Origin of the sequence: Citrobacter sp. Cpo037 (assembly GCF_030332945.1) — a bacterium.
GTDB classification, from domain to species: Bacteria; Pseudomonadota; Gammaproteobacteria; order Enterobacterales; family Enterobacteriaceae; genus Citrobacter; species Citrobacter portucalensis.
Genome location: NZ_JAOWGW010000040.1, coordinates 50,089 through 73,429, shown reverse-complemented (window position 1 = coordinate 73,429; position 23,341 = coordinate 50,089). Strand labels below are relative to the sequence as shown.

General features: G+C 53.9%; 16 protein-coding genes. 5 read left to right on the top strand and 11 right to left on the bottom strand.

Going from position 1 to position 23,341, the window contains the following annotated elements; genetic code table 11:
• Positions 1-27 precede the first annotated feature (27 nt).
• Positions 28-2,733 carry an HTH-type transcriptional regulator MalT gene (gene malT, locus OGX94_RS03945; RefSeq protein WP_257662211.1) on the bottom strand — a complete coding sequence of 902 codons (2,706 nt, stop codon included), beginning with the start codon at positions 2,731-2,733 and terminating at the stop codon, positions 28-30.
• A gap of 618 nt (positions 2,734-3,351) precedes the next feature.
• Between malT and malP the strand changes: the two genes are divergently transcribed.
• Both malP and malQ read left to right on the top strand, forming a co-directional pair.
• Entirely contained in the window at positions 3,352-5,745 is a 2,394-nt protein-coding gene (gene malP / locus OGX94_RS03940; protein WP_257662212.1) for a maltodextrin phosphorylase, read from the top strand.
• Between the two features lie 9 nt (positions 5,746-5,754).
• Complete coding sequence (gene malQ, locus OGX94_RS03935) at positions 5,755-7,842, top strand: 4-alpha-glucanotransferase (RefSeq protein WP_257662213.1); 2,088 nt, start codon at positions 5,755-5,757, stop codon at positions 7,840-7,842.
• A gap of 87 nt (positions 7,843-7,929) precedes the next feature.
• Here malQ and gntT read toward each other — a convergent pair whose 3' ends face one another.
• The 3 genes from gntT to gntX form a co-directional block, all read right to left on the bottom strand.
• A complete protein-coding gene (gene gntT / locus OGX94_RS03930; protein ID WP_003023507.1) occupies positions 7,930-9,246 on the bottom strand; it encodes a gluconate transporter in 1,317 nt (438 codons plus the stop codon).
• A gap of 379 nt (positions 9,247-9,625) precedes the next feature.
• Complete coding sequence (gene nfuA / locus OGX94_RS03925; protein WP_003023509.1) at positions 9,626-10,201, bottom strand: Fe-S biogenesis protein NfuA; 576 nt, start codon at positions 10,199-10,201, stop codon at positions 9,626-9,628.
• A gap of 58 nt (positions 10,202-10,259) precedes the next feature.
• On the bottom strand, positions 10,260-10,943 hold the full coding sequence (gene gntX, locus OGX94_RS03920; RefSeq protein WP_257662214.1) for a DNA utilization protein GntX: 684 nt from the start codon (positions 10,941-10,943) through the stop codon (positions 10,260-10,262).
• Between the two features lie 37 nt (positions 10,944-10,980).
• Here gntX and bioH point away from each other — a divergent pair, with 37 nt between their 5' ends.
• Entirely contained in the window at positions 10,981-11,751 is a 771-nt protein-coding gene (gene bioH, locus OGX94_RS03915) for a pimeloyl-ACP methyl ester esterase BioH (protein WP_257662215.1), read from the top strand.
• 44 nt (positions 11,752-11,795) lie between these two features.
• Here bioH and OGX94_RS03910 read toward each other — a convergent pair whose 3' ends face one another.
• The 6 genes from OGX94_RS03910 to greB all read right to left on the bottom strand — a co-directional run bounded on the left by OGX94_RS03910 (position 11,796) and on the right by greB (position 19,142).
• Positions 11,796-12,746 (bottom strand): Rpn family recombination-promoting nuclease/putative transposase, encoded by a 951-nt coding sequence (locus tag OGX94_RS03910; protein WP_103014729.1) that lies wholly within the window; start codon positions 12,744-12,746, stop codon positions 11,796-11,798.
• A 245-nt stretch (positions 12,747-12,991) separates the two neighbouring features.
• Positions 12,992-13,228, bottom strand: a complete 237-nt coding sequence (feoC, locus tag OGX94_RS03905; protein ID WP_003023516.1) for a [Fe-S]-dependent transcriptional repressor FeoC — start codon at positions 13,226-13,228, stop codon at positions 12,992-12,994.
• Between the two features lie 11 nt (positions 13,229-13,239).
• Positions 13,240-15,558, bottom strand: a complete 2,319-nt coding sequence (gene feoB / locus OGX94_RS03900; protein WP_003827652.1) for a Fe(2+) transporter permease subunit FeoB — start codon at positions 15,556-15,558, stop codon at positions 13,240-13,242.
• A gap of 18 nt (positions 15,559-15,576) precedes the next feature.
• On the bottom strand, positions 15,577-15,804 hold the full coding sequence (gene feoA / locus OGX94_RS03895) for a ferrous iron transporter A (RefSeq protein WP_003023519.1): 228 nt from the start codon (positions 15,802-15,804) through the stop codon (positions 15,577-15,579).
• A gap of 432 nt (positions 15,805-16,236) precedes the next feature.
• Positions 16,237-18,570, bottom strand: coding sequence for a Tex family protein (locus OGX94_RS03890; protein WP_257662216.1), 2,334 nt, complete (start codon positions 18,568-18,570; stop codon positions 16,237-16,239).
• Positions 18,571-18,668: 98 nt separating this feature from the next.
• Positions 18,669-19,142 carry a transcription elongation factor GreB gene (greB, locus tag OGX94_RS03885; protein WP_003023524.1) on the bottom strand — a complete coding sequence of 158 codons (474 nt, stop codon included), beginning with the start codon at positions 19,140-19,142 and terminating at the stop codon, positions 18,669-18,671.
• 225 nt (positions 19,143-19,367) lie between these two features.
• Here greB and ompR point away from each other — a divergent pair, with 225 nt between their 5' ends.
• Positions 19,368-20,087 carry an osmolarity response regulator transcription factor OmpR gene (gene ompR / locus OGX94_RS03880; protein WP_001157751.1) on the top strand — a complete coding sequence of 240 codons (720 nt, stop codon included), beginning with the start codon at positions 19,368-19,370 and terminating at the stop codon, positions 20,085-20,087.
• The gene (gene envZ / locus OGX94_RS03875) at positions 20,084-21,436 is read left to right on the top strand and encodes a two-component system sensor histidine kinase EnvZ (RefSeq protein ID WP_003827658.1); all 1,353 of its coding nucleotides are present in this window, start codon (positions 20,084-20,086) and stop codon (positions 21,434-21,436) included. Before ompR ends, envZ begins: the two co-directional genes overlap by 4 nt.
• Positions 21,437-21,510: 74 nt before the next feature.
• On the opposite strand, the gene pckA is transcribed toward envZ, so the two are convergent.
• Entirely contained in the window at positions 21,511-23,133 is a 1,623-nt protein-coding gene (gene pckA, locus OGX94_RS03870; protein ID WP_003023529.1) for a phosphoenolpyruvate carboxykinase (ATP), read from the bottom strand.
• Positions 23,134-23,341 lie beyond the last annotated feature (208 nt).

Here is a 23,341-nt window from a genome sequence, read left to right as displayed (position 1 = left end):
TGATAAGCGTTGCGTATCAGGCATTAACTAAACGCCGTACCCCATCATCTTCAGCAGCTTCTGCGCATGTTGCACCGCATCCTGGCGATGTGCGACGCCGAGCTTTTGGTACAAATTGCGGATGTGCGTCTTGATGGTCGTTGCCGCGACGGCCAGCTCTCCGGCGATCTGCTCGTTGCTGTAGCCCGAATAAATCAGTCCCAGAACCTGCCATTCGCGCTGGGTCAGCGGGCTGGTGCGGATAAGCTCCGGCACTTCCGGGTGAGTAAGCAGACGCTCAACGAACCCTTCATCGAAGTGGGCAAATTTATGGCGGTGGTGCTGGTTAATCTCACGCAAAATGCGCTGGGCGCGGTGCTGATCGAGTTCCGGTAAGGTATTGAGCTGAATTAGCTGACGCAGTTGTTGCGCCATGGCCTCGCCTTCGATAACAAAGTGGCTGATGAATCCGGTGCGGTTCGCCAGCTGTAGGGCGTCGAGTAACACACGCTGGGCGTCATTTTTGCGCCCTGCCTGCCAGTAGAGCTGATTAAGTAGCAACAGGTTACGGTTCAGATCGCTCATCAGGCGCAGATTGCGCGCATTTTCATTCAACTCTTCCAGCACAATCTCAGCCGGTTCAAACTCGCCGAGCAGGATTTGCGCGCGAGCGATGTTGCGCCACTGGCTTTGCAGGAAGTGGTTATTGGCGAATTCCGGTTTCGGCGTATGGCGCAGCCAGTTGGCGGCCGAGTTTTTGTCGCCTACCATTTGCCAGTAAATCACCCGCACCTTATCGGCGTTTGAGATCCAGTCGCTGTGATAGTGGCCGTTGCCCAGCAGGTTTTCCAGACGGTTAAGCAGGCTACGCGCATTGTCCAGATCGCCCCGCGCCAGCGAACATTGAATCAGCAATGCCAGGCACTGTAGCTGTTGCTGCGGCTGGAAAGTGGAAAGCAGTTCAATACCCGAGCGGGCAGACGCTTCGGACTCGTCCAGACGCGCCCATGCCCACAGTAGCTGCGCGCGAATGCGTACCAGGAACTCGTGCATCGGCAGTTGTTCCAGATGCTGCTCTTTGATCAGTTGAAACGCTTTTTCCTGAGTCTCCCAGGCGGCCTGTAAAAAGCCCTGGGCAAACAAAATCTCGCTTTGCTGGATAAGGCTCCACAGCGCGTAATGCCAGACGTCATGATGGCGCGCCATTTGCTCGGTTTGCTGCATTAACGCCAGAGAGCGCGTGAGATCGCCCTTACAGTGCAGGACTTCGCCGTGCACCGAGGTGGCGACGATCCGGCTATAGAACCAGGCGATGGGTAACTCATCCAGGGCCAGTTTCGCCAGGCGTTCGGCTTCGTCAGGGTTGCCGTCGTTAATCGCTACCTGCGCCCGTAAAGCGTTGAATTCGGCGTGCAGTGTCGGCTCCATGTCGCCTTTCATTTCCTGCTCTGCGCGCGCCAGCAAGGTGTTAACCTCTCCGTAGCGGTGCTGGCTTTGCATCAGCCAGGCTTGCAACAGAACCAGACGCGGATTTTCCAGCAGGCTTTCCCACGGCAGGGCTTTCAGCGACTCTTCCAGTAACGTCAGCTCGCTATGGTTAAACAGTCCCCACGCATGATTAAGCAGGATATCGCGTAGCATATGGGCGTCGCCGGCTGCAAGCGCGTGGTGGATAGCTTCGCTGGGGAAGCCTTGCGCCATCCAGCTTTCGGCGGCGGCGCGGTGTATTTCGGGCAGTTCGTTCGCCAGCTCCCATTGGCAGCGCTGGCGTAAAAAGCTGCCAAACAGCGGGTGATAGCTGAACCACTCGCCAACGTCATCCATCCGCTGCAGGAATAACCCCTGACGCTCAATTTCTTCCAGCCGCATCTGGCCGTTTTCTTCCCCGGTAACGCGGACGATTAGCGCATCGTTCATGGAACGCAGAATGGCGCTTTTCAGCAGGAAGTGACGGGTGCCGAGGTCGACGCTGTCCAGCACTTCATCAACCAGATAATCGGACAAATGGCTGGCGTTGATCCCCGCGAGGCGTCGTGCTGACTGGTGCGCGGAATGATTGTTCTGGCGGGCGGAAAGGGCGATCAGTTGTAACGCCGTGGCCCAGCCAGCAACGTCATCGCACATCCGGCTGCTTTCTGCCGCTTCAATGGGAGAGGACAAACGTCGGTCGAAAAATTGTTTGGCTTCCTGATGGTTAAAGGCCAGCTGTTGGCTGCCTATCTCCAGCAGTTGATCGCGTACCCGCAGGTTGGCAATACCCAGTTGCGGCAGATTGCGCGACAGCACGACCAGCGTGAGGTTCTCAGGCTGGTGACGCAGGAAGAAACGCATCGCTTCGTGAATGGCCGGGTTAGAGATCAGATGATAATCATCTACTACCAGGTAGAGCGGGCGGTGCCACTCGGCCAGTTCGATAAATAGCTGGGCAAACAGTGACGTCAGGCTGGCGTACTGACGTTTTTGCACCATTGCTTCACTGGTGGTGCAGTGTCCACCTGTTGCCTGTTGGATAGCGGCGATCAGATAACTGGCAAAGCGCTCTTGCTGATTATCGCCCTCATCCAGAGAATACCAGCCTAAATCATTTTTCCCTGCCGCCCATTGTGAAACCAGCGTCGTTTTTCCATAACCAGCAGGACTTGTTATCAGGGCAAGCCTGAAATTGTTCGCGCCGGAAAGTTTAGCCAACAGGCGCTCACGAACCACCGTATGGTCGAGTCGAACCGGACGACTTAATTTAGACGGAATCAGCATAAGTTAGTCACTTCACTGTGTGAAAATAGGGAAGAATGATTTTTTTTGCGCTTCGTAATTAATAGATATAAGGTCGGCCAGATTGGTGTTTTATGCAAGCTAAGCGGACTTTTTGTGTGTCTGATTTTGCACTATGTCACAAATCTATACATCTATTGCAATAAATGCTTTAAAGAGTCGCAACAGGCGTGGCGACTGGATCCGTTGTAATTTTGACTATGTCGAAAAATCCCTCTCTTTTTATATGGTTACTCAAATAGCTAATGAATATCACCGAATTTTGTGGCCGACTTAAAAGTTTTATGTGAATTATCTTATCGGGCACAGATATTTCAGGTTAGAAACTATTTCCCTATTTACACATTGTTTCTCATCGTCATATCGCTATTTGATATTGTCGATTAATCCTTTGTTACTAATGCGTCATTCGAAGAGCGTTATGCGGGGTTTGCGCGAATTTACGGGCAATTACCTCCCCTTTAAGTGGCGGAGATCACACTTTTATGCTCATCCCCGCTCCTCCTCCCTCCCTAATCCGTGCCAGGATGAGGAATGTCAACAACGAGCCAGGCAAACTAGCGATAACGTTGTTTTATTACCTAAGGATCTGGAACCCCTATGTCACAGCCTACTTTCAACAAAGATCAATTTCAGGCTGCCCTGACGCGTCAGTGGCAGCGCTTCGGTTTACTGTCGGCTCAAGAAATGACGTCGCGCCAGTGGTGGCAGGCAGTGAGTGGGGCGTTGGCTGAGTTACTCAGCGCCCAGCCTGCGGCAAAACCGGCAAAAAATCAGCGTCACGTTAACTACATCTCGATGGAGTTTTTGATTGGTCGCCTGACCGGCAACAATTTACTCAACCTCGGCTGGTATCAGGTGGTGAGCGATGAGCTGAAAGCGCATGACGTCAACCTGACAGACCTGCTGGAAGAAGAGATCGATCCGGCGTTGGGTAACGGTGGATTGGGACGCCTGGCGGCTTGCTTCCTTGATTCGATGGCGACAGTCGGCCAGTCGGCGACGGGCTATGGCCTCAACTACCAGTACGGCCTGTTCCGTCAGTCGTTTGCCGATGGCCAACAGATGGAAGCCCCGGATGACTGGCATCGTGGCAGCTACCCGTGGTTCCGTCACAACGAGGCGCTGGATGTGCAGGTTGGGATTGGTGGCAAGGTCACCAAAGAAGGGCACTGGGAGCCAGGGTTTACCATCACCGGCCAGGCATGGGATCTGCCGGTTCTCGGCTACCGTAACGGCGTAGCGCAACCGCTGCGTCTGTGGCAGGCCAGCCATGCGCACCCGTTTAACCTGACCAAATTTAATGACGGCGATTTCCTGCGCGCAGAGCAGCAGGGCATCGACGCTGAAAAACTGACGAAAGTGCTGTACCCGAACGATAACCACACCGCGGGTAAAAAGCTGCGCCTGATGCAGCAGTACTTCCAGTGCGCCTGCTCCGTAGCCGACATTCTGCGCCGCCATCATCTGGCAGGACGTAACCTGCACGAACTGGCTGATTACGAAGTCATTCAACTTAACGATACTCACCCGACTATCGCGATCCCTGAACTGCTGCGCGTGCTGATTGATGAGCACCAGATGAGCTGGGACGATGCGTGGGCGATTACCAGCAAGACCTTCGCTTACACCAACCACACCCTGATGCCGGAAGCGTTAGAGTGCTGGGATGAGAAACTGGTGAAAGCACTCCTGCCGCGCCACATGCAAATCATCAAAGAGATTAACGACCGCTTTAAGACGTTGGTTGATAAAACCTGGCCGGGTGATGCTGAAGTCTGGGCGAAGCTGGCAGTGGTGCACAGTAAACAGGTGCGTATGGCCAACATGTGCGTGGTCAGCGGTTTTGCGGTCAACGGTGTGGCGGCGCTGCACTCCGATCTGGTGGTGAAAGATCTGTTCCCGGAATATCACCAGCTCTGGCCGAACAAATTCCATAACGTCACCAACGGGATTACTCCGCGTCGCTGGATTAAGCAATGCAACCCGGCGCTTGCCGCACTGCTGGATAAATCGCTGAAAAAAGAGTGGGCTAACGATCTTGACCAGTTGATCAACCTGGAGAAATACGCCGACGACGCGAAGTTCCGCCAGCAGTATCGTGACATCAAACTGGCGAACAAAGAGCGTCTGGTGAAGTTTATTAAAGCGCGTACCGGTATTGAAATAACGACTAACGCTATCTTTGATATTCAGATTAAACGTCTGCATGAGTACAAGCGCCAGCACCTGAATCTGCTGCATATTCTGGCGTTGTACAAAGAAATCCGTGAGAACCCGCAGGCAGATCGCGTGCCGCGCGTATTCCTGTTTGGCGCAAAAGCTGCTCCGGGTTACTACCTGGCGAAAAATATCATCTTCGCCATCAACCAGGTTGCACAAACCATCAATAACGACCCGAAAGTCGGCGACAAGCTGAAGGTCGTCTTCCTGCCGGATTATTGTGTCTCGGCGGCGGAAATGCTGATTCCGGCGGCGGATATCTCTGAACAGATTTCAACCGCAGGGAAAGAGGCTTCCGGCACCGGTAACATGAAGCTGGCGCTGAACGGTGCGTTAACCGTAGGTACGCTGGATGGAGCAAACGTCGAAATCGCCGAGAAGGTGGGTGACGAGAATATCTTTATCTTTGGTCATACCGTGGAAGAGGTGAAGGCGCTCAAAGCCAAAGGCTACGACCCGGTGAAATGGCGTAAAAAAGACAAAGTGCTGGATGCTGTCCTGAAAGAGCTGGAAAGCGGGAAATACAGCGATGGCGACAAGCATGCCTTTGACCAGATGCTGCACAGTATCGGCAAGCAGGGCGGCGACCCGTATCTGGTGATGGCGGACTTCGCGGCCTACGTTGAAGCTCAGAAGCAGGTTGACGTGTTGTATCGTGACCAGGACGCCTGGACCCGGGCGGCGATTCTGAATACCGCGCGTTGCGGCATGTTCAGCTCGGATCGCTCCATCCGCGATTATCAGGCTCGTATCTGGCAGGCGAAACGTTAAGGAATCGCGATGGAAAGCAAACGTCTGGATAATGCCGCGCTGGCGGCGGGGATCAGCCCCAATTACATTAATGCCCACGGTAAACCGCAGTCTATTGGCGCCGAAACCAAACGGCGTTTGCTTGACGCCATGCATCGCACCACCGCTGCCACTCAGGTGGCGGTAACCCCGGTGCCGAATGTCATGGTCTATACCGCTGGCAAGAAAATGTCGCTGGCGGTTGAGGGAAGCGGAGAGTTTAACTGGCTGCTGACCACCGAAGAGGGCGTGCAGCACAAAGGGCATGCCGTCGGCGGTAAATCTTTTAACCTTCCGGCGAAGCTGCCGGAGGGGTATCACACGTTGACCCTGACCCAGGGCGAGCTGCGTTCCCATTGTCGTATCATCGTGGCACCAAAGCGCTGCTATGAACCGCAGGCGTTGTTAGCCGGGCAGAAGCTGTGGGGGGCATGTGTTCAGCTCTACACCCTGCGATCGGAAAAGAACTGGGGGATTGGCGACTTCGGCGATCTCCGCACCATGCTGGTGGATGTGGCGCAACGCGGCGGCGCGTTTATCGGGCTTAATCCGATTCACGCGCTGTATCCGGCGAATCCGGAGAGCGCCAGCCCGTACAGCCCGTCGTCACGTCGCTGGTTGAACGTTATTTATATTGATGTAAACGCCGTAGATGATTTCCGTCTGAGTAAAGAGGCGCAGGCGTGGTGGCAGAAACCCGCGACTCAGCAAGCTCTGCAACGCGCGCGCGATGCCGAGTGGGTTGATTATTCTGCTGTTACCGCACTGAAGATGACGGCGCTACGTATGGCGTGGAAAAGCTTCTCTGAGCGTGATGATGAGCAGATGGCGGCATTTCGCCAGTTTGTGACTCAGGAAGGGGATAGCCTCTACTGGCAGGCGGCCTTTGATGCGCTGCATGCGCATCAGGTGAAAGAGGACGCATTGCGCTGGGGCTGGCCGGTGTGGCCAGAAGCTTTCCAGTCAGTGGACTCGCCAGAGGTAAAACGCTTCTGCGAAGAACATCGTGATGACGTAGATTTCTACCTGTGGTTACAGTGGCTGGCGTATACCCAGTTTGCTGACTGCTGGAAAACCAGCCAGGGCTTTGCAATGCCGATAGGGCTGTATCGCGACCTGGCCGTTGGCGTGGCCGAAGGCGGGGCGGAAACCTGGTGTGACCGCGAGTTGTATTGCCTGAAAGCTTCAGTTGGCGCACCGCCGGATATTCTCGGTCCGCTTGGGCAAAACTGGGGACTGCCGCCGATGGATCCGCACATCATCGCGGCACGTGCTTACGAACCGTTTATCGAACTGCTGCGCGCCAATATGCAGAACTGCGGCGCGTTGCGTATCGACCATGTCATGTCGATGCTGCGTCTGTGGTGGATCCCTTACGGTGAAACTGCCGATCACGGTGCCTACGTGCATTATCCGGTCGACGATCTGCTGTCAATTTTGGCGCTGGAAAGTAAACGTCACCACTGCATGGTGATTGGTGAAGATCTGGGTACCGTGCCGGTGGAGATCGTCAGCAAGCTGCGTGACAGCGGCGTCTACTCCTACAAAGTGCTTTATTTTGAGAATGACCATGAGAAAAACTTCCGTGCGCCGAAAGCGTACCCGGAACAATCAATGGCAGTCGCGGCGACGCATGACCTTCCTACGCTTAAAGGTTATTGGGATAGCGGCGATCTGACGCTGGGTAAAGCACTGGGCCTGTACCCGGATGAAGTCGTGCTGCGCGGGTTGTATCAGGACCGGGAACTGGCGAAACAGGGGCTGCTGGACGCGCTGCACAAATACGGCTGCCTGCCAAAACGTGCCGGTCACAAGGCTTCCCTGATGTCGATGACGCCGATTCTGAATCGCGGCATGCAACGCTATATCGCTGACAGCAACAGTGCGTTGCTGGGCCTGCAACCGGAAGACTGGCTGGATATGGCTGAGCCGGTCAACATTCCGGGGACCAGCGACCAGTACAAGAACTGGCGGCGAAAACTCACCGCCACGCTGGAGCAGATGTTTGCCGATGAGGGCGTGAATAAGCTGATTAAGGATTTGGATAAGCGGCGAAAAGCGGCCGCGAAGAAGAAGTAAGAAAGCCGGGGAATTCCCCGGCTTTCTTATGGTAATGGCTCGTAGTACGTAGGCCTGATAAGCGTAGCGCCATCAGACACAGTTTTATCAGACCACCATACCCAGCAGCAGACACCCTACCAGACCGCAGACGGAGATAATGGTTTCCAGCATTGACCATGACTTGATGGTTTCACCGATGGTCAGGTTGAAATACTCCTTGAACAGCCAGAACCCAGGATCGTTCACGTGGGAAAAGATGACGGAACCGGAGCCAACCGCAATAACCATCAGCTCAGGGCTTACGCCGGTCGTTGCAATCAGCGGTGCCACAATCCCACCTGCAGTAATCGCTGCAACGGTTGCGGAACCCAGTGCGATACGCAGTACTGCAGCGATAGACCATGCCATCAGCAGCGGAGAAACGTTAGAGCCGTGCATCATTGAGGCGATGTATTTGTCCACGCCGCTATCAACCAGGACCTGTTTAAAGGCACCGCCACCACCGATGATCAACAGCATCATCGCGATGATTTTGATTGAGGACACCAGCGTGTCGTTAATCTGATCCATCGAACGTCCGCGGTTCAGACCAAAAGTGAACATCGCAATCAGCACCGCAATCAACGTTGCCATGACCGGGTCACCGAGGAATTCTGCAACCGTCAGGAAAGCATGGCCTTTCGGCAGAATCATCTCCGCCACGGCGCGCATTGCCATCAGGATAACCGGGACCAGAGAGGTCCAGACGCTGACGCCAAAGCCTGGCATCTCTTCTTCAGTGAAGGTTTTTGCGCTGTACAGACCTTCCGGGATTGGCTTATCGATGCCTTTCAGGAAACGCGCGTATACCGGACCGGCGAGAATAACGGTCGGGATTGCCAGAATCGTACCAAACAGCAGAGTTTTACCCATATCTGCGTGGAAAATGGTGGCAATAGCGGTTGGACCCGGGTGCGGTGGCAGGAAGCCGTGAGTAACGGACAGCGCAGCCGCCATCGGCACACCAACGTACAGCAGCGGGATGTTAGCAGCGGCAGCAATGGTGAATACCAGCGGCAGCATCAGCACGAAGCCAACTTCGTAGAACAGGGCAAAACCGACGGTGAAGCCGGTTAATACCACCGCCCACTGAATGTGTTTTTTGCCGAATTTAGCAATCAGCGTGGTTGCGATGCGCTGTGCGCCACCGCAGTCCGCCAGCATTTTGCCCAGCATGGCGCCAAAACCCATAATCAGGGCGAGGCTGCCAAGGGTTCCGCCGACGCCGGCTTTAATCGAACCGATGACTTTATCCAGTGGCATCCCTTGCATCAATCCGACAGCAAGCGCCACCAGGACGAGAGCGATGAAGCCGTTCATTTTGAAGCGGATCATCAGGAGGAGTAACAAGATTACACCGATAGCAACGATGACTAATGGCATGATTTACCTGGCCTTTACTTTGTTATGGGTAACGTCAGTGTTTAGATGACAAATTCCGATTGTCCCGACCGGGAACAGAGTATTCTCAGCACCAATTCTGGTTGCCTTCAAAACTAATCAGTTTAACTGGCTATTATGTGTGTGTTAGGTGCTGATACGAATGATACGGGTAACATGCTGCGCTTGAAAATCACCTGGACAGGCAAAATTTAAAATATGAGAGGCTGGTCAAATTATGCGGGGGATTGTTGCAGGATAAATGCGAAAAAATGTTGGGACGTAAGCCGGAGTCAGCGATTACGCTACCACCCGGCATTAATGCCCGATAGCGACGCGGGGGCGTCTTATCGGGCCTACGGATACTCTACAGGTTCAGGCGTTAGTAGTAAGAGTGCTCGCCGCGCTGGTGTTCGGTTAAATCGCGAACGCCTTTCAGTTCAGGGAATTCAGCCAGCAGCTGCTTCTCGATACCTTCTTTCAGCGTTACATCTACCATTGAACAGCCGTTACAGCCGCCGCCAAACTGCAGAATGGCGTAGCCTTCATCGGTGATTTCCATCAGAGAGACACGACCACCGTGGCCAGCCAGCTGTGGGTTGATCTGCGATTGCAGCATGTACTCCACGCGTTCCATCAGCGGCGCATCATCGGCAACTTTACGCATTTTGGCGTTTGGTGCTTTCAGGGTCAGCTGGGAGCCTAACTGGTCGGTAACGAAATCGATTTCTGCATCTTCCAGATACGGTGCGCTCAGTTCATCAACATATGCGGTCAGCAGGTCAAATTTAATGGCGGTGTCGGTTGCTTCCACGGCGTCCGGCGGACAATAAGAAACGCCGCATTCAGCGTTAGGCGTGCCGGGATTAATCACAAATACGCGGATTTGTGTCCCTTCTTCCTGATTTGCCAGCAGTTTGGCAAAGTGCGCTTGTGCAGCATCGGAAATATGGATCATAGTAATGGCCTAATAGTTGACTATTTTACTTGGTTATAATACGCCCATCATCGAGGCTCTACAAGGTTCGACACAGGCACCATACCTGGACAGTCGCCGCGCCATTGCGTAAAAGCAGCTGCGCGATTTCCGCGACGGTACTTCCGGTAGTGACGACATCATCCACAATAACCATATGGAGTCCCTGCACCGGCAATTCAAGGCGAAAGGCATTTTTCAGGTTACGTTTACGTAATCGGGCGCTGAGATGGTGCTGTGTGGCGGTTGCCCGAACCCGCGAGATGGTCCGGCTGTCCCAGTCGCAACCCAGCCAGTGCGCCAGCGGACGGCACAGTAAATCGCTCTGATTAAACCCTCTGCGCCAGTGTCGGCGTTGCCAGAGCGGGACGCTGACCAGCCTGTCCGGTAGAAGAAGGCCGCTGGCGCGCCGGGCCTGTATTACCTCCAGCAATAGCAAACGTGAAAGAGCTGAGGCTGTTTCGCTGCGTCGTGAAAACTTGAGCTGGTGGATAAGCCCGCTCAACGGCGGAACATAGTCGCTGACGGTAACCAGTCTCTGCCACGGCGGCGGTTTTTGCAGGCAGCGCCCACAGGGAATGACGGTATGAGCGGCAGGGAGTCCACATTGAGGGCACAGGCTGGCGTGTTGACGCGTTGCCCGCGTACAGACTGAGCAGATCCCCCAATGCCCTAACGTCAGGGGCATTCGGCATAGCCAGCACAATCCCGGTACTGTTAGCATAGATGCATCCTTTCAGGCTAAAAGAGAACAATAACTGATGAATGACATCTGGTGGCAGACCCAGGGTTCGGGAAATTGCCATCTTGTGCTGCTGCACGGATGGGGACTGAATGCGCAAGTGTGGCATTGCATAAGCGAGGAACTGAGCTCGCATTTTACGCTGCATCTTGTCGACTTACCGGGATTTGGTCGTAGCCAGGGTTTCGGTGCAATGCCGCTGGAAGAGATGGCTGAGCGGGTATTGAAACAGGCACCGGAGAAAGCTATTTGGCTCGGCTGGAGTCTGGGTGGGCTGGTTGCGAGTCAGGTAGCGTTAACGCATCCTGAGCGTGTTCAGGCGCTGGTGACCGTCGCGTCTTCCCCTTGCTTTAGCGCGCGGGATGAGTGGCCGGGAATCAAGCCAGAGGTGCTGGCAGGTTTCCAGCAGCAGCTGAGCGAAGATTTCCAGCGTACGGTGGAGCGTTTTCTGGCGTTGCAAACGATGGGCACAGAAACTGCGCGTCAGGATGCGCGAGCGTTGAAGAAAACGGTGCTGGCTTTACCCATGCCGGGCGTCGAGGTGCTCAATGGCGGGCTGGAGATCCTGAAAACGGTCGATCTGCGAGAACCGCTGTGCGCGGTGGCAATGCCTTTCCTGCGGTTGTACGGCTATCTTGACGGGCTGGTTCCGCGCAAAGTCGTCCCGATGCTGGATGCACTGTGGCCGCAGAGCGAGTCTTTGGTGTTTGCCAAAGCGGCGCATGCGCCGTTTATCTCGCATCCCGCAGAGTTCTGTGCAGCGCTTGTGGCGTTAAAACAGAAACTATAAATTTGATGTGTTGCCCGGTGGTGCCATGCTCGCCGGGCCTAAGATTAATGGCTGCGCGTAGCCAGATCCTCAGCGGTCAGGCCAGTAATTCTGAAGATGGTTAGTGGGTCTATACCATCAGCCTGCATAGTTGATGCAATACGTAATGCTTCCTCTCGTTTGCCTTGTTGCAGACCCGTTTGTAACCCTTCTTGCAACCCTTTCCTATGGCCTTCCTGAAGACCATTAAGGTGCCCTTCCTGTCGTAATCTTTCGGCGATAGTCATCAACTTGTCCTTATGTTGGGGTAAACGTTCGGCGACTTCATGAAGAAACTCGCCAAAGTGTGTGGTGTTACCAGCCTGCATTAAATAATTAAACAAGGCTTTCAACTGGTTGTCATTAGCGTGTCCTTTAACAAGCAGGATGGCCAGTTTTTCTACCAGCCCCATCAAATCGCGTTTACGAATATGCTTTTGGATGAGCTCCAACAGCGCCATCCGGCGATGCTGCATAATCTCGTCATCGGGCACAACAGTGATATCGATCAGTGGAAACGCGGTGCTATAAAGTTGTCTGGCGGACTCTGGGTCATCAAACTCGTCCAGCCAACAAAGTGAATAGGGGTATGGGCTTGCTGAGCCATGATAAAAAAGCATAGGTATCACCAGCGGGAGTTTCTTGTGGCCTGCAGCCAAATGACGATGCATTACCGCAATGGCGTAACGCATCAGGCGAAATGCCATATGGCTATCAGCGGTGCTCTGATGCTCAATGATGGTGTAAATATAGCCATCGCCTTCGCGAGTTTTTAACGACCACAGCACATCAGAGTAGTACGCGCGCAAATCGTCCTCAATAAAGCTGCCCGATTCCAGTTGCAGCGTTTTAAGATCGCAAAGTTTTTGCAAAGAGGCTGGAAGATGAAGCTGAAGAAAGTCGCGTGCGGTCGCCGGGTGGTTTAAGAACGTTTTGAAAATCGCGTCATGCGGCGTAGCAGTCGTGTCAGTATTCATGGCGATCCGTCACCTGAGAAAAAAGATGACGAGACTCTACTTCCCAGGTTACCAGTAATCATCCACGAATTAATAACGATGCGTGGCTGGCTGGAGGATAGATCTTTTTTGCTGAAATAATGAAATCTGTGTGGAATCCATTACGCAAAAAAGCCGGATATCAGCGTAAACGTGCTATCCGGCCGGGACGTTTGCATCATTTGTAGGCCGGATAAGCGTAGCGCCATCCGGCAAAGAGCATCTGATTAGCGTAAAGCCCACCACTCGCGCAGGCAGGCTTTACCTTCTGGGCAACTTTTGCAGCTTCCGGAAAGACACCCGTCGGCATCTTCCTGAATCCGCACCGCTTTGCCCATCTTTTCTAACTGATTCAGCATGGCGTCAATCATGGGCTGCGGGGTATGCAGCGTGTGGCTAATTTGTGTAGCCTCCATGCGCCCCCGCAAAGCCAGTAAATCACGAACCTGAATAAGCGATGCCATTGTCGATAACCTTAGTGGCAATCGCCAGTCGTGCTGGAACAGCAGGAACTCGCCGTCCTGTTGGTTGCCAGCAGTGCGAGGTCCACGCGGCTGCGAGCTCGGCGCAGCAGGCCCAGCAACACGATGTTAAACAGGATGACCGCTAAAATGCACACCAGGCTGTAGGTCGGGTGCTCTTTGTAGCTGACCGTCTGATAAAACAGCGTCGACAGAGAGTAGGCGATATTCAGGCCCCACAGAATCGAGAAGCTCATCCAGCCACGGCTGGATTCACGTGCGATAGCGCCCATCACTGAAATGCACGGTACATATAGCAGAACAAAGATCAGATAGCTGTACGCGGCGGCGGCGCTGCCAAATTTCTCGCCCATCACGCCCATTGCCCCGGTAGCCATTTCACCGTCGCCCTTGCTGGCTTCGATAGGGTTAGCCAGCACGCTCAGGCTGAAAGTGTCTTTCAGGCTTTGCCAGGTTTCATCTACCGCGCCGAGCAGCTCGTCACCGAGGTGGAAATCTGCCGGGTTGAACTCTTCTTCCTGAATGTTTTCTGCGGTATAGAGCGTGTTCAGCGTACCGACAACCACTTCTTTCGCCATCGCGCCGGTGAACAGACCTACGGTTGCCTGCCAGTTATCTTCGTGAACACCAATCGGTTTGAAGACAGGGGTAATGACGCGGCTAACGGAAGCCAGAGCAGAGTCGTTGATGTTGTCGACGATTTTCCCGCTCAGTGAGAAGCTGTTAAATGCGCTGAGGAAAATGCTGACGATGATGATGACTTTACCTGCACGCAGAACGAAGCCTTTCAGACGTTGCCAGGTTTGAATGATCAGACTCTTAATGTGCGGTACGTGATATACCGGCAGCTCCATCACGAACGGCGTTGCTTCGCCACGCATGATGGTGTGTTTGAGCATCAGGCCGGTCAACACCGCCATAACGATACCCAGCACGTACAGCGAGAAGACCGCCAGCGCGCCGTTCTGACCAAAGAACGCGGCGGCAAAGACGGCGAAAATCGCCAGACGTGCGCCACAGGACATAAACGGCGCCATCATGATGGTCATCAGACGCTCACGCGGGGCGTCCAGCGTACGCGCGCCCATCACTGACGGTACGTTACAACCAAAGCCGACGATCAGCGGGACAAATGATTTGCCCGGCAGTCCCAGCGCCTGCATTAGACGGTCCATCACAAATGCGGCTCGCGCCATGTAGCCGGAGTCTTCAAGGAAAGAGAGGAACAGATACATCATGCCGATTTGCGGTACCAGCGGCAGCACGGTGTTAATCCCGCCGCCAAGGCCCTGGGCCAGGAAGATAGTCAGCCAGTCCGGGAAATGCAGCGTATAGCCAATCCACTGAATACCATGGATAAAGAGCGCCACGGAGCCAACATCAAACAACGGCTGCAGCGCGCCGCCAATGTTGATGGCAAGCAGGAACATCAGGTACATCACGAACAGGAAAATCGGCAGACCGAGGAAGCGGTTGAGGATAATTTTATCTACCGCTGTGGTGAAACGGCTCGGCTCTGCCGTCAGGGTATTACTGACGGTATCGCAGATAGCGGCAATGCACTGGTAACGTGCATCGGCAATATGTAGCGCCGGGTCGTCCATTGTCTCACTCAGGCGAGCAACAGCGGCATCAAGGTTTTGTGCTGCATCACCGGCGTAAGCACGGCTGTAGATATCGCCTTCGAGCATCTGCAGGCCTAGCCAGCGGCGCTGTTTGAGCGGCATATCTTTGGCCATTGCGTCGGCGAGGGAATCAGCTTCTTGCAGCAGCGGCTGGGCATAATGGACCAGCTCAACGGTGTCGTTTTCTTTGTAGCGATCGATCGCCAGCTTCAGTGCTTCAATGCCGCGCGCACGAGTGGAAACCAGTGGAACCACCGGACAGCCAAGACGAGCGGAGAGGGCGTCGATATCGATACGGATTTGCTGTTTCTCAGCAATATCCAGCATGTTCAGTGCAACGATACAGGGAATACCCAGCTCAAGCAGTTGCAACGTCAGGTAGAGGTTGCGTTCAAGGTTTGAAGCATCGACCACGTTGATCAACAGATCCGCGTCGCCGCTTAAAATATAGTGGCAGGCAATCTGCTCATCGAGAGAGGTTTGGGATGAGATTGTCGTCAGCGAATAAGTGCCGGGTAAATCGACCAGCGTGACCTGGTGGTCCGTCGTGGCGAAATGGCCTTCTTTACGCTCAACGGTAACGCCAGCCCAGTTGCCTACACGCTGGCGCGCGCCGGTGAGCTGGTTGAATAAAGTTGTCTTGCCGGAATTAGGATTACCAATTAAACCAATGGTTAGTTTTTTCATTTTTATAGACTCACTGTATTAACAGGAAACCGCTTCCACTTCTAATAACGCCAAATCCTTCTTACGCAATACCAGACTTACGCGACGCGTTTCGATATGGATAGGATCGCCGAGCGGGGCGACGCGTACCACGTTGAAGGATGAGCCGGGTAGCATGCCAAGTGACAACAGTTTCTGACGATAAGCCGGGCTGATTTCACGGGCAAAACCGGTAATTTTCCACGCACTGTCAGGAGTGAATTGCATAGGGACCTACTTATATCTCGCTAACTGGATGATTACCTCATGGGGCGACAGGGCGGCATGAGACCAGATGATTAGCCAACGTAAGGGAAGAGTAAATAATCAACAAATCAATGATAATGAGAATGGTTTCTATCATCAATAGAATAAATGTGACGGAATGTACAATTGGATAATAATTTGAGCCAATTTTGATATTCCTCAATATTTATTCTGGTTGGAAACGAGTGATTCGCGGAAGTAATTATTGGGGATCTTAATGTTTAATTAAGGTTTCATCTGTTAATGAAGTGATAAATATATTGTGGTGCAAAGCGGGGCATAGATTAAATATGCCGGATGGCGACGCTCATGCGTCTTATCCGGCCTGCAAATTAATTGCGATAACCTGGCCGGACAGGGCGTTTACACCACCATCCGGCACAGGGTTTAAACTTAGCGTTTTTTACCCATCGCCGCCGCCAACGCATCCATCATCGCACTGTTGCCTGTAGGCTGTGCGTCACGGCCACGAGGTTTCGCCGCTTTTGGTGCCGGGCGATTGCCCTGAGCGCGATCGTTATTCCCGCCGCCGCGACGCGCATTGGTTTCACCCGGCTGCTCGTCCAGACGCATGGTCAGCGCGATACGCTTACGTTGCAGGTCCACTTCCAGCACTTTCACCTTCACAATGTCGCCCGCTTTCACCACGGTGTGTGGATCTTCGACGAACTTATTCGACAGCGAAGAGATATGCACCAGACCATCCTGATGAACGCCGATATCAACAAACGCGCCGAAGTTGGTAACGTTGGTGACAGCACCTTCCAGAATCATTCCCGGCAGCAGGTCGTTCATGGTTTCGACGCCATCAGCAAACTGTGCGGTTTTAAATTCAGGACGCGGATCGCGGCCCGGCTTTTCCAGCTCTTTGATGATGTCGGTGACGGTCGGCACCCCGAAGCGTTCGTCGGTAAAATCAGCGGGTTTCAGATTGCGCAATTCGCTGTTGTTACCCATCAGATCACGCAACGATTGCTCGGTGGCGGCCAGAATGCGTTCCACAACCGGATAAGCTTCCGGGTGGACGGTAGAGGCATCCAGCGGGTTATCGCCGTGGTTGATACGCAGGAAGCCCGCGCACTGTTCAAAGGCTTTAGGTCCAAGACGGCTGACTTTTAACAGTTGCTGACGGTTCTGGAATTGACCGTTCTCATCACGCCAGGCAACGATATTCTGCGCCATCATGCGCGTCAGACCAGCAACACGGGTCAGCAGCGGTACGGAGGCGGTATTCAGATCGACGCCGACGGCGTTCACGCAGTCTTCCACCACCGCATCCAGCTTACGCGCCAACTGAGTCTGGCTTACGTCGTGCTGATACTGGCCCACGCCGATAGATTTCGGATCGATTTTCACCAGCTCAGCCAGCGGATCCTGCAGACGACGGGCGATAGACACCGCGCCACGCAGAGATACGTCGAGGTCCGGGAACTCCAGCGCCGCCAGTTCGGATGCGGAGTAAACTGACGCTCCGGCTTCACTGACGATCACTTTCTGCGCGGTCACTTGCGGGAACTGCTTTTGCACGTCGAGGAAGAAACGCTCGGTTTCGCGCGACGCCGTACCGTTACCAATCGCCACCAGTTCAACGTTGTGTTTTTCACACAGCGTCGCAACGGCAACGGCGGCTTTGGCGGTCTGACCGGTATGCGGATAAATGGTGTCGGTCGCGACCAGCTTGCCGGTACCGTCAACCACTGCCACTTTTACACCGGTACGCAGACCTGGATCGAGGCCCATGGTGGCGCGCAGCCCGGCCGGAGCGGCCATCAGCAGGTCATGCAGGTTACGGGCAAAGACGTTGATAGCTTCATCTTCCGCACGTTCGCGCACGGTACCCATCAGCTCCGTTTCGAGGTGCATCAGCACTTTGATGCGCCAGGTCCAGCTAACCACGCCTTTACGCCAGCTGTCTGCTGGGGCGTTGTTCAGGCGTAGTCCCAGGTGATCGCGGATAATCTGCTCGCCGTGGCTCTCTTTTGGTGGCTCATCGAATTGCGGATCGGCATTCAGTGAAAGCTGTAACACGCCTTCGTTACGACCACGGAACATGGCCAGCGCACGGTGGGATGGCACGGTAGAAATCGGTTCGTGGTGATCGAAGTAGTCGCGGAACTTAGCGCCTTCCTCTTCTTTACCGCTTACCACGGTGGCGACCAGGTGGGCGTTTTTCCACAGATAATCACGTACTTTTGCCAGCAGAGCAGCATCTTCAGCGAAGCGCTCCATTAGAATGTAGCGCGCGCCGTCGAGGGCGGCTTTGGTATCCGCCACGCCGTTTTCGGCGTTGAGATATTTTGCGGCTTCCGTTTCCGGGTCGTGAGACGGTTCGTTCCACAGCAGGTCTGCCAGCGGCTCCAGTCCAGCCTCAATGGCGATCTGCCCACGGGTGCGGCGCTTTGGTTTATACGGCAGATAGAGATCTTCGAGTTCGGTCTTACTTAACGTGCCGTTGATCGCTTTCGCCAGATCGTCAGTCAGTTTGCCTTGCTCGCCGATAGATTTCAGGATTGCCTGACGGCGGTCTTCCAGTTCACGCAGATATCCCAGACGGGTTTCCAGATTACGCAGTTGCGTATCGTCCAGACCGCCGGTGATTTCCTTACGATATCGTGCGATAAACGGCACGGTGTTCCCTTCGTCAAGCAGGCGAACGGCAGCTTCTACCTGTTCAGCACGAGCCTGAATTTCACCTGCGATAATGCGGCAGAAAGAATCATTCATCATGGATAGCTTCGTCTATAGGATAAAAAATCAGGGGATAGTTATACGGATTGACTGGCAAAAATGCCAGCCATCTGCCGGGGCTTCGGATTGTTCCGGTCTCACTTCACGTATTCAATCTCATTCACGTACCAGCTGGCTTCGCCACCTGGGGTGTTTACTACTGCGAGATCGCCGACCTCTTTTTTCAATAGCGCCCGCGCCATTGGTGAGTCGATTGAGATGTAATCCTTACGACCGAAGATCTCATCGTAGCCAACAATACGGAATTTGCGGATGTCGCCATCGTCATTTTCAATCTCAACCCATGCGCCAAAGAAGACTTTGCCTTCCTGCTGCGGGGAATAATCGACGATTTTTAGATTCTCCATGCACTTGGTCAAATAACGGACGCGGCGGTCGATCTCACGCAGGCGCTTTTTATTATACTGGTAGTCGGCATTTTCGCTGCGGTCACCCAGACTTGCAGCCCAGGTAACTTTTTTGGTGACTTCCGGGCGCTCTTCACGCCAGAGATAATTCAGCTCTTGTTTAAGTTTTTCATACCCTTCACGGGTTATCAGGGGCGTTTTCATCTTATTGTTTTACCTTCGACTCTGTGATGATGCGCACAATTAGTATTACGTGAGCATATCAACAGAATAAATAATGTATTGCGAGAAACATTGTATACTTAAGCTGCTGTTTAATATGCTTTGTAACAATTTAGCCTGGAATTCATACCAGAATTCGCTGGTGACTCACGTTAGCTTTCTTAAGAATATACACTTAATTGTTGCGAACCTTTGGGAGTAATAACAATGCAAGAGAACTATAAGATTCTGGTGGTCGATGACGACATGCGCTTGCGTGCGCTTCTGGAGCGTTATCTGACCGAGCAGGGCTTCCAGGTTCGAAGCGTCGCAAACGCTGAGCAGATGGATCGTCTGCTGACCCGTGAGTCCTTTCACCTGATGGTGCTGGATTTAATGCTGCCTGGAGAAGATGGCCTGTCTATTTGCCGTCGCCTGCGCAGCCAGAGCAACCCGATGCCGATCATTATGGTCACAGCGAAGGGTGAAGAAGTTGACCGTATCGTAGGGCTGGAAATCGGTGCCGACGATTACATCCCAAAACCGTTTAACCCGCGTGAGCTGCTGGCTCGTATTCGCGCAGTCCTGCGTCGTCAGGCGAATGAACTGCCGGGCGCACCTTCTCAGGAAGAAGCGGTTATCGCTTTTGGTAAGTTCAAGCTGAACCTCGGTACGCGTGAAATGTTCCGCGAAGATGAGCCGATGCCGCTCACTAGCGGGGAATTTGCAGTACTGAAAGCGCTGGTAAGCCACCCGCGCGAGCCGCTGTCGCGAGACAAGCTGATGAACCTCGCCCGTGGTCGTGAATATTCTGCGATGGAACGTTCTATCGACGTCCAGATCTCCCGTCTGCGCCGCATGGTGGAAGAAGATCCGGCTCATCCACGCTACATTCAGACCGTATGGGGTCTGGGCTACGTCTTTGTTCCGGACGGTTCTAAAGCATGAGGCGAATGCGCTTCTCGCCACGAAGTTCGTTTGCCCGCACGTTATTGCTCATCGTCACCTTGCTGTTTGCCAGCCTGGTGACGACATACCTGGTAGTGCTGAACTTCGCGATTCTGCCGAGCCTCCAGCAGTTTAATAAGGTCCTGGCGTACGAAGTTCGTATGCTGATGACCGATAAACTGCAGCTGGAGGACGGTACGCAACTGGTGGTGCCGCCCGCATTCCGCCGGGAAATTTATCGTGAGCTGGGTATTTCCCTCTATTCCAACGAGGCCGCTGAAGAAGCCGGACTGCGTTGGGCGCAACACTATGAATTCTTAAGCCATCAGATGGCGCAGCAACTGGGTGGCCCAACGGAAGTCCGCGTTGAGGTAAACAAAAGCTCGCCGGTCGTGTGGTTGAAAACCTGGCTGTCGCCCAATATCTGGGTACGCGTGCCGCTTACGGAAATTCATCAGGGCGACTTCTCACCGCTGTTCCGCTATACGCTGGCGATTATGCTGTTGGCTATCGGTGGGGCCTGGTTGTTTATCCGTATCCAGAACCGGCCATTGGTGGATCTTGAACATGCGGCGCTGCAGGTGGGGAAAGGTATCATTCCGCCGCCGTTGCGTGAGTATGGCGCTTCAGAGGTGCGCTCCGTAACCCGAGCCTTTAACCATATGGCCGCGGGTGTGAAGCAGCTGGCCGATGACCGTACGCTGTTAATGGCGGGCGTGAGCCACGATTTACGTACCCCGCTGACGCGTATTCGTCTGGCGACGGAAATGATGGGCGAAGAGGACGGTTATCTTGCGGAGTCCATCAATAAGGACATCGAAGAGTGTAACGCCATCATCGAGCAGTTCATCGATTACCTGCGTACCGGTCAGGAGATGCCAATGGAGATGGCAGATCTGAACTCGGTGTTGGGTGAAGTGGTTGCGGCAGAAAGCGGCTACGAACGTGAAATCGAAACTGCACTGCTGCCGGGCAGCATTCAGGTGAAGATGCACCCGCTGTCGATCAAGCGTGCGGTTGCCAATATGGTGGTTAACGCCGCCCGCTACGGCAACGGCTGGATTAAGGTCAGTAGCGGAATGGAGCAGCATCGCGCCTGGTTCCAGGTAGAAGATGATGGTCCGGGCATCAAGCCGGAGCAGCGTAAACATCTGTTCCAGCCGTTTGTCCGCGGAGACAGCGCGCGCAGTACCAGCGGTACGGGCCTGGGGCTGGCGATTGTGCAGCGTATTATTGATAACCATAACGGTATGCTGGAGATTGGTACCAGTGAACGCGGTGGGTTGTCGATTCGTGCATGGCTTCCGGTTCCCTTCACTCGCGCGCCGGGCAACACGAAAGACGCATAACAAAGGGAGGCAAAATGCCTCCCTTTTTGTTGCTGTAGGCCGGATAAGGCGAAACCGCCATCCGGCACTTTTCGTTACAGCTTCGGTCCGGCGCTAACCAGCGCTTCACCTGCAGGGGTGTCGGTATATTTCTCGAAGTTCTCGATAAACAGTTTCGCCAGTGCGTTGGCTTTTTCCTGCCACTGCTCCGGAGATGCGTAGGTATTACGCGGATCGAGAATGCGAGTGTCCACACCCGGCAGCTCGGTCGGGATAGCCAGGTCAAACATCGGCAGACGGAACGTTTCCGCGTCATCCAGCGAACCGTTCAGGATGGCGTCGATAATCGCACGGGTATCTTTGATAGAGATACGCTTGCCGGTACCGTTCCAGCCGGTGTTAACCAGATACGCCTGCGCACCTGCCGCCTGCATACGTTTCACCAGTACTTCTGCGTACTGCGTTGGGTGCAGAGACAGGAATGCTGCGCCGAAACAGGCAGAGAAGGTCGGGGTCGGTTCGGTGACGCCGCGTTCGGTACCGGCCAGTTTGGCGGTGAAGCCAGACAGGAAGTGGTACTGCGTTTGGTCTGCCGTCAGGCGAGAAACCGGCGGCAGCACGCCAAATGCGTCGGCGGTCAGGAAGATCACTTTGGTAGCATGTCCCGCTTTTGACACCGGCTTAACGATATTATCGATGTGATAAATCGGGTAGGAAACGCGGGTGTTCTCAGTTTTTGAACCATCATCGAAATCGATGGAACCATCTTCGCGCACGGTGACGTTTTCCAGCAGCGCGTCACGACGGATCGCGTTGTAGATTTCCGGCTCGGCATCTTTAGACAGTTTGATGGTCTTCGCGTAGCAACCGCCTTCGAAGTTAAACACGCCGTCGTCATCCCAGCCGTGTTCGTCATCGCCAATCAGGCGACGTTTCGGGTCGGTGGACAGCGTGGTTTTACCGGTGCCGGACAGGCCAAAGAAGACTGCCACATCGCCTTTTTCCCCAACGTTTGCTGAGCAGTGCATGGAGGCAATGCCTTTCAGCGGCAGCAGGTAGTTCATTACGGAGAACATACCTTTCTTCATTTCGCCGCCGTACCAGGTGCCACCAATCAACTGGATACGCTCAGTCAGGTTGAAAGCCACGAAGTTTTCGGAGTTCAGACCCTGCTCTTTCCACTGCGGGTTGGTGCATTTAGCGCCGTTCATCACGATGAAATCAGGTTTGAAATCAACCAGCTCTTCGTCGCTTGGGCGGATGAACATGTTTTTGACAAAATGCGCCTGCCAGGCAACTTCGGTAATGAAGCGCACGGAAAGACGGGTATCGGCATTAGCGCCGCAGAAAGCATCAATGATAAACAGGCGCTTGCCGGAAAGTTGCTGGGTGACTAATCCTTTCAGATGCTGCCAGGTTTCCGGGGAAAGCGGTTTGTTGTCGTTCTTACCTTTACCTTTGTCGGACCACCACAGCGTGTCGCGCGTGGTGTCGTCACGGACAATGTACTTATCCTTTGGCGAACGTCCGGTAAAGATACCGGTATCAACGGCAACGGCGCCCAGATTCGTTAACACGCCACGTTCATAACCTTCCAGGTTTGGATCAAGTTCTTCCTGGAAAAGCGTGTCGTAGTCTGGATTGTAAACGATATCCTGAACGTCATTGATACCATAAGCCTTGAGATCTTGCGGGGTTAAACTGTTGTTCACACGCATTTCACTGCTCCTTAGCCAATATGTATTACCTGGAATAGTAAGGTTTTTTAGGGATTGTTAACCGCGACAAGGCTCATAGATTTACGCATCCGGGAAAATCACGGGCGACCGAATGCGCTGCGACTCCTGTCACAAAGAGGCAGATATTATGGCAGGAAACCCTTTTTTGTTGTGGAAAATGTTCTTAAAACGTTAATGGAGAGTGTTT

What these genes read in the sequence shown, in the direction of transcription:
- malT (WP_257662211.1), bottom strand. Translation starts at nt 2,733, where the DNA reads ATGCTGATTCCGTCTAAATTAAGTCGTCCGGTTCGACTCGACCATACG.
- malP (WP_257662212.1), top strand. Translation starts at nt 3,352, where the DNA reads ATGTCACAGCCTACTTTCAACAAAGATCAATTTCAGGCTGCCCTGACG.
- malQ (WP_257662213.1), top strand. Translation starts at nt 5,755, where the DNA reads ATGGAAAGCAAACGTCTGGATAATGCCGCGCTGGCGGCGGGGATCAGC.
- gntT (WP_003023507.1), bottom strand. Translation starts at nt 9,246, where the DNA reads ATGCCATTAGTCATCGTTGCTATCGGTGTAATCTTGTTACTCCTCCTG.
- nfuA (WP_003023509.1), bottom strand. Translation starts at nt 10,201, where the DNA reads ATGATCCATATTTCCGATGCTGCACAAGCGCACTTTGCCAAACTGCTG.
- gntX (WP_257662214.1), bottom strand. Translation starts at nt 10,943, where the DNA reads ATGCTAACAGTACCGGGATTGTGCTGGCTATGCCGAATGCCCCTGACG.
- bioH (WP_257662215.1), top strand. Translation starts at nt 10,981, where the DNA reads ATGAATGACATCTGGTGGCAGACCCAGGGTTCGGGAAATTGCCATCTT.
- OGX94_RS03910 (WP_103014729.1), bottom strand. Translation starts at nt 12,746, where the DNA reads ATGAATACTGACACGACTGCTACGCCGCATGACGCGATTTTCAAAACG.
- feoC (WP_003023516.1), bottom strand. Translation starts at nt 13,228, where the DNA reads ATGGCATCGCTTATTCAGGTTCGTGATTTACTGGCTTTGCGGGGGCGC.
- feoB (WP_003827652.1), bottom strand. Translation starts at nt 15,558, where the DNA reads ATGAAAAAACTAACCATTGGTTTAATTGGTAATCCTAATTCCGGCAAG.
- feoA (WP_003023519.1), bottom strand. Translation starts at nt 15,804, where the DNA reads ATGCAATTCACTCCTGACAGTGCGTGGAAAATTACCGGTTTTGCCCGT.
- OGX94_RS03890 (WP_257662216.1), bottom strand. Translation starts at nt 18,570, where the DNA reads ATGATGAATGATTCTTTCTGCCGCATTATCGCAGGTGAAATTCAGGCT.
- greB (WP_003023524.1), bottom strand. Translation starts at nt 19,142, where the DNA reads ATGAAAACGCCCCTGATAACCCGTGAAGGGTATGAAAAACTTAAACAA.
- ompR (WP_001157751.1), top strand. Translation starts at nt 19,368, where the DNA reads ATGCAAGAGAACTATAAGATTCTGGTGGTCGATGACGACATGCGCTTG.
- envZ (WP_003827658.1), top strand. Translation starts at nt 20,084, where the DNA reads ATGAGGCGAATGCGCTTCTCGCCACGAAGTTCGTTTGCCCGCACGTTA.
- pckA (WP_003023529.1), bottom strand. Translation starts at nt 23,133, where the DNA reads ATGCGTGTGAACAACAGTTTAACCCCGCAAGATCTCAAGGCTTATGGT.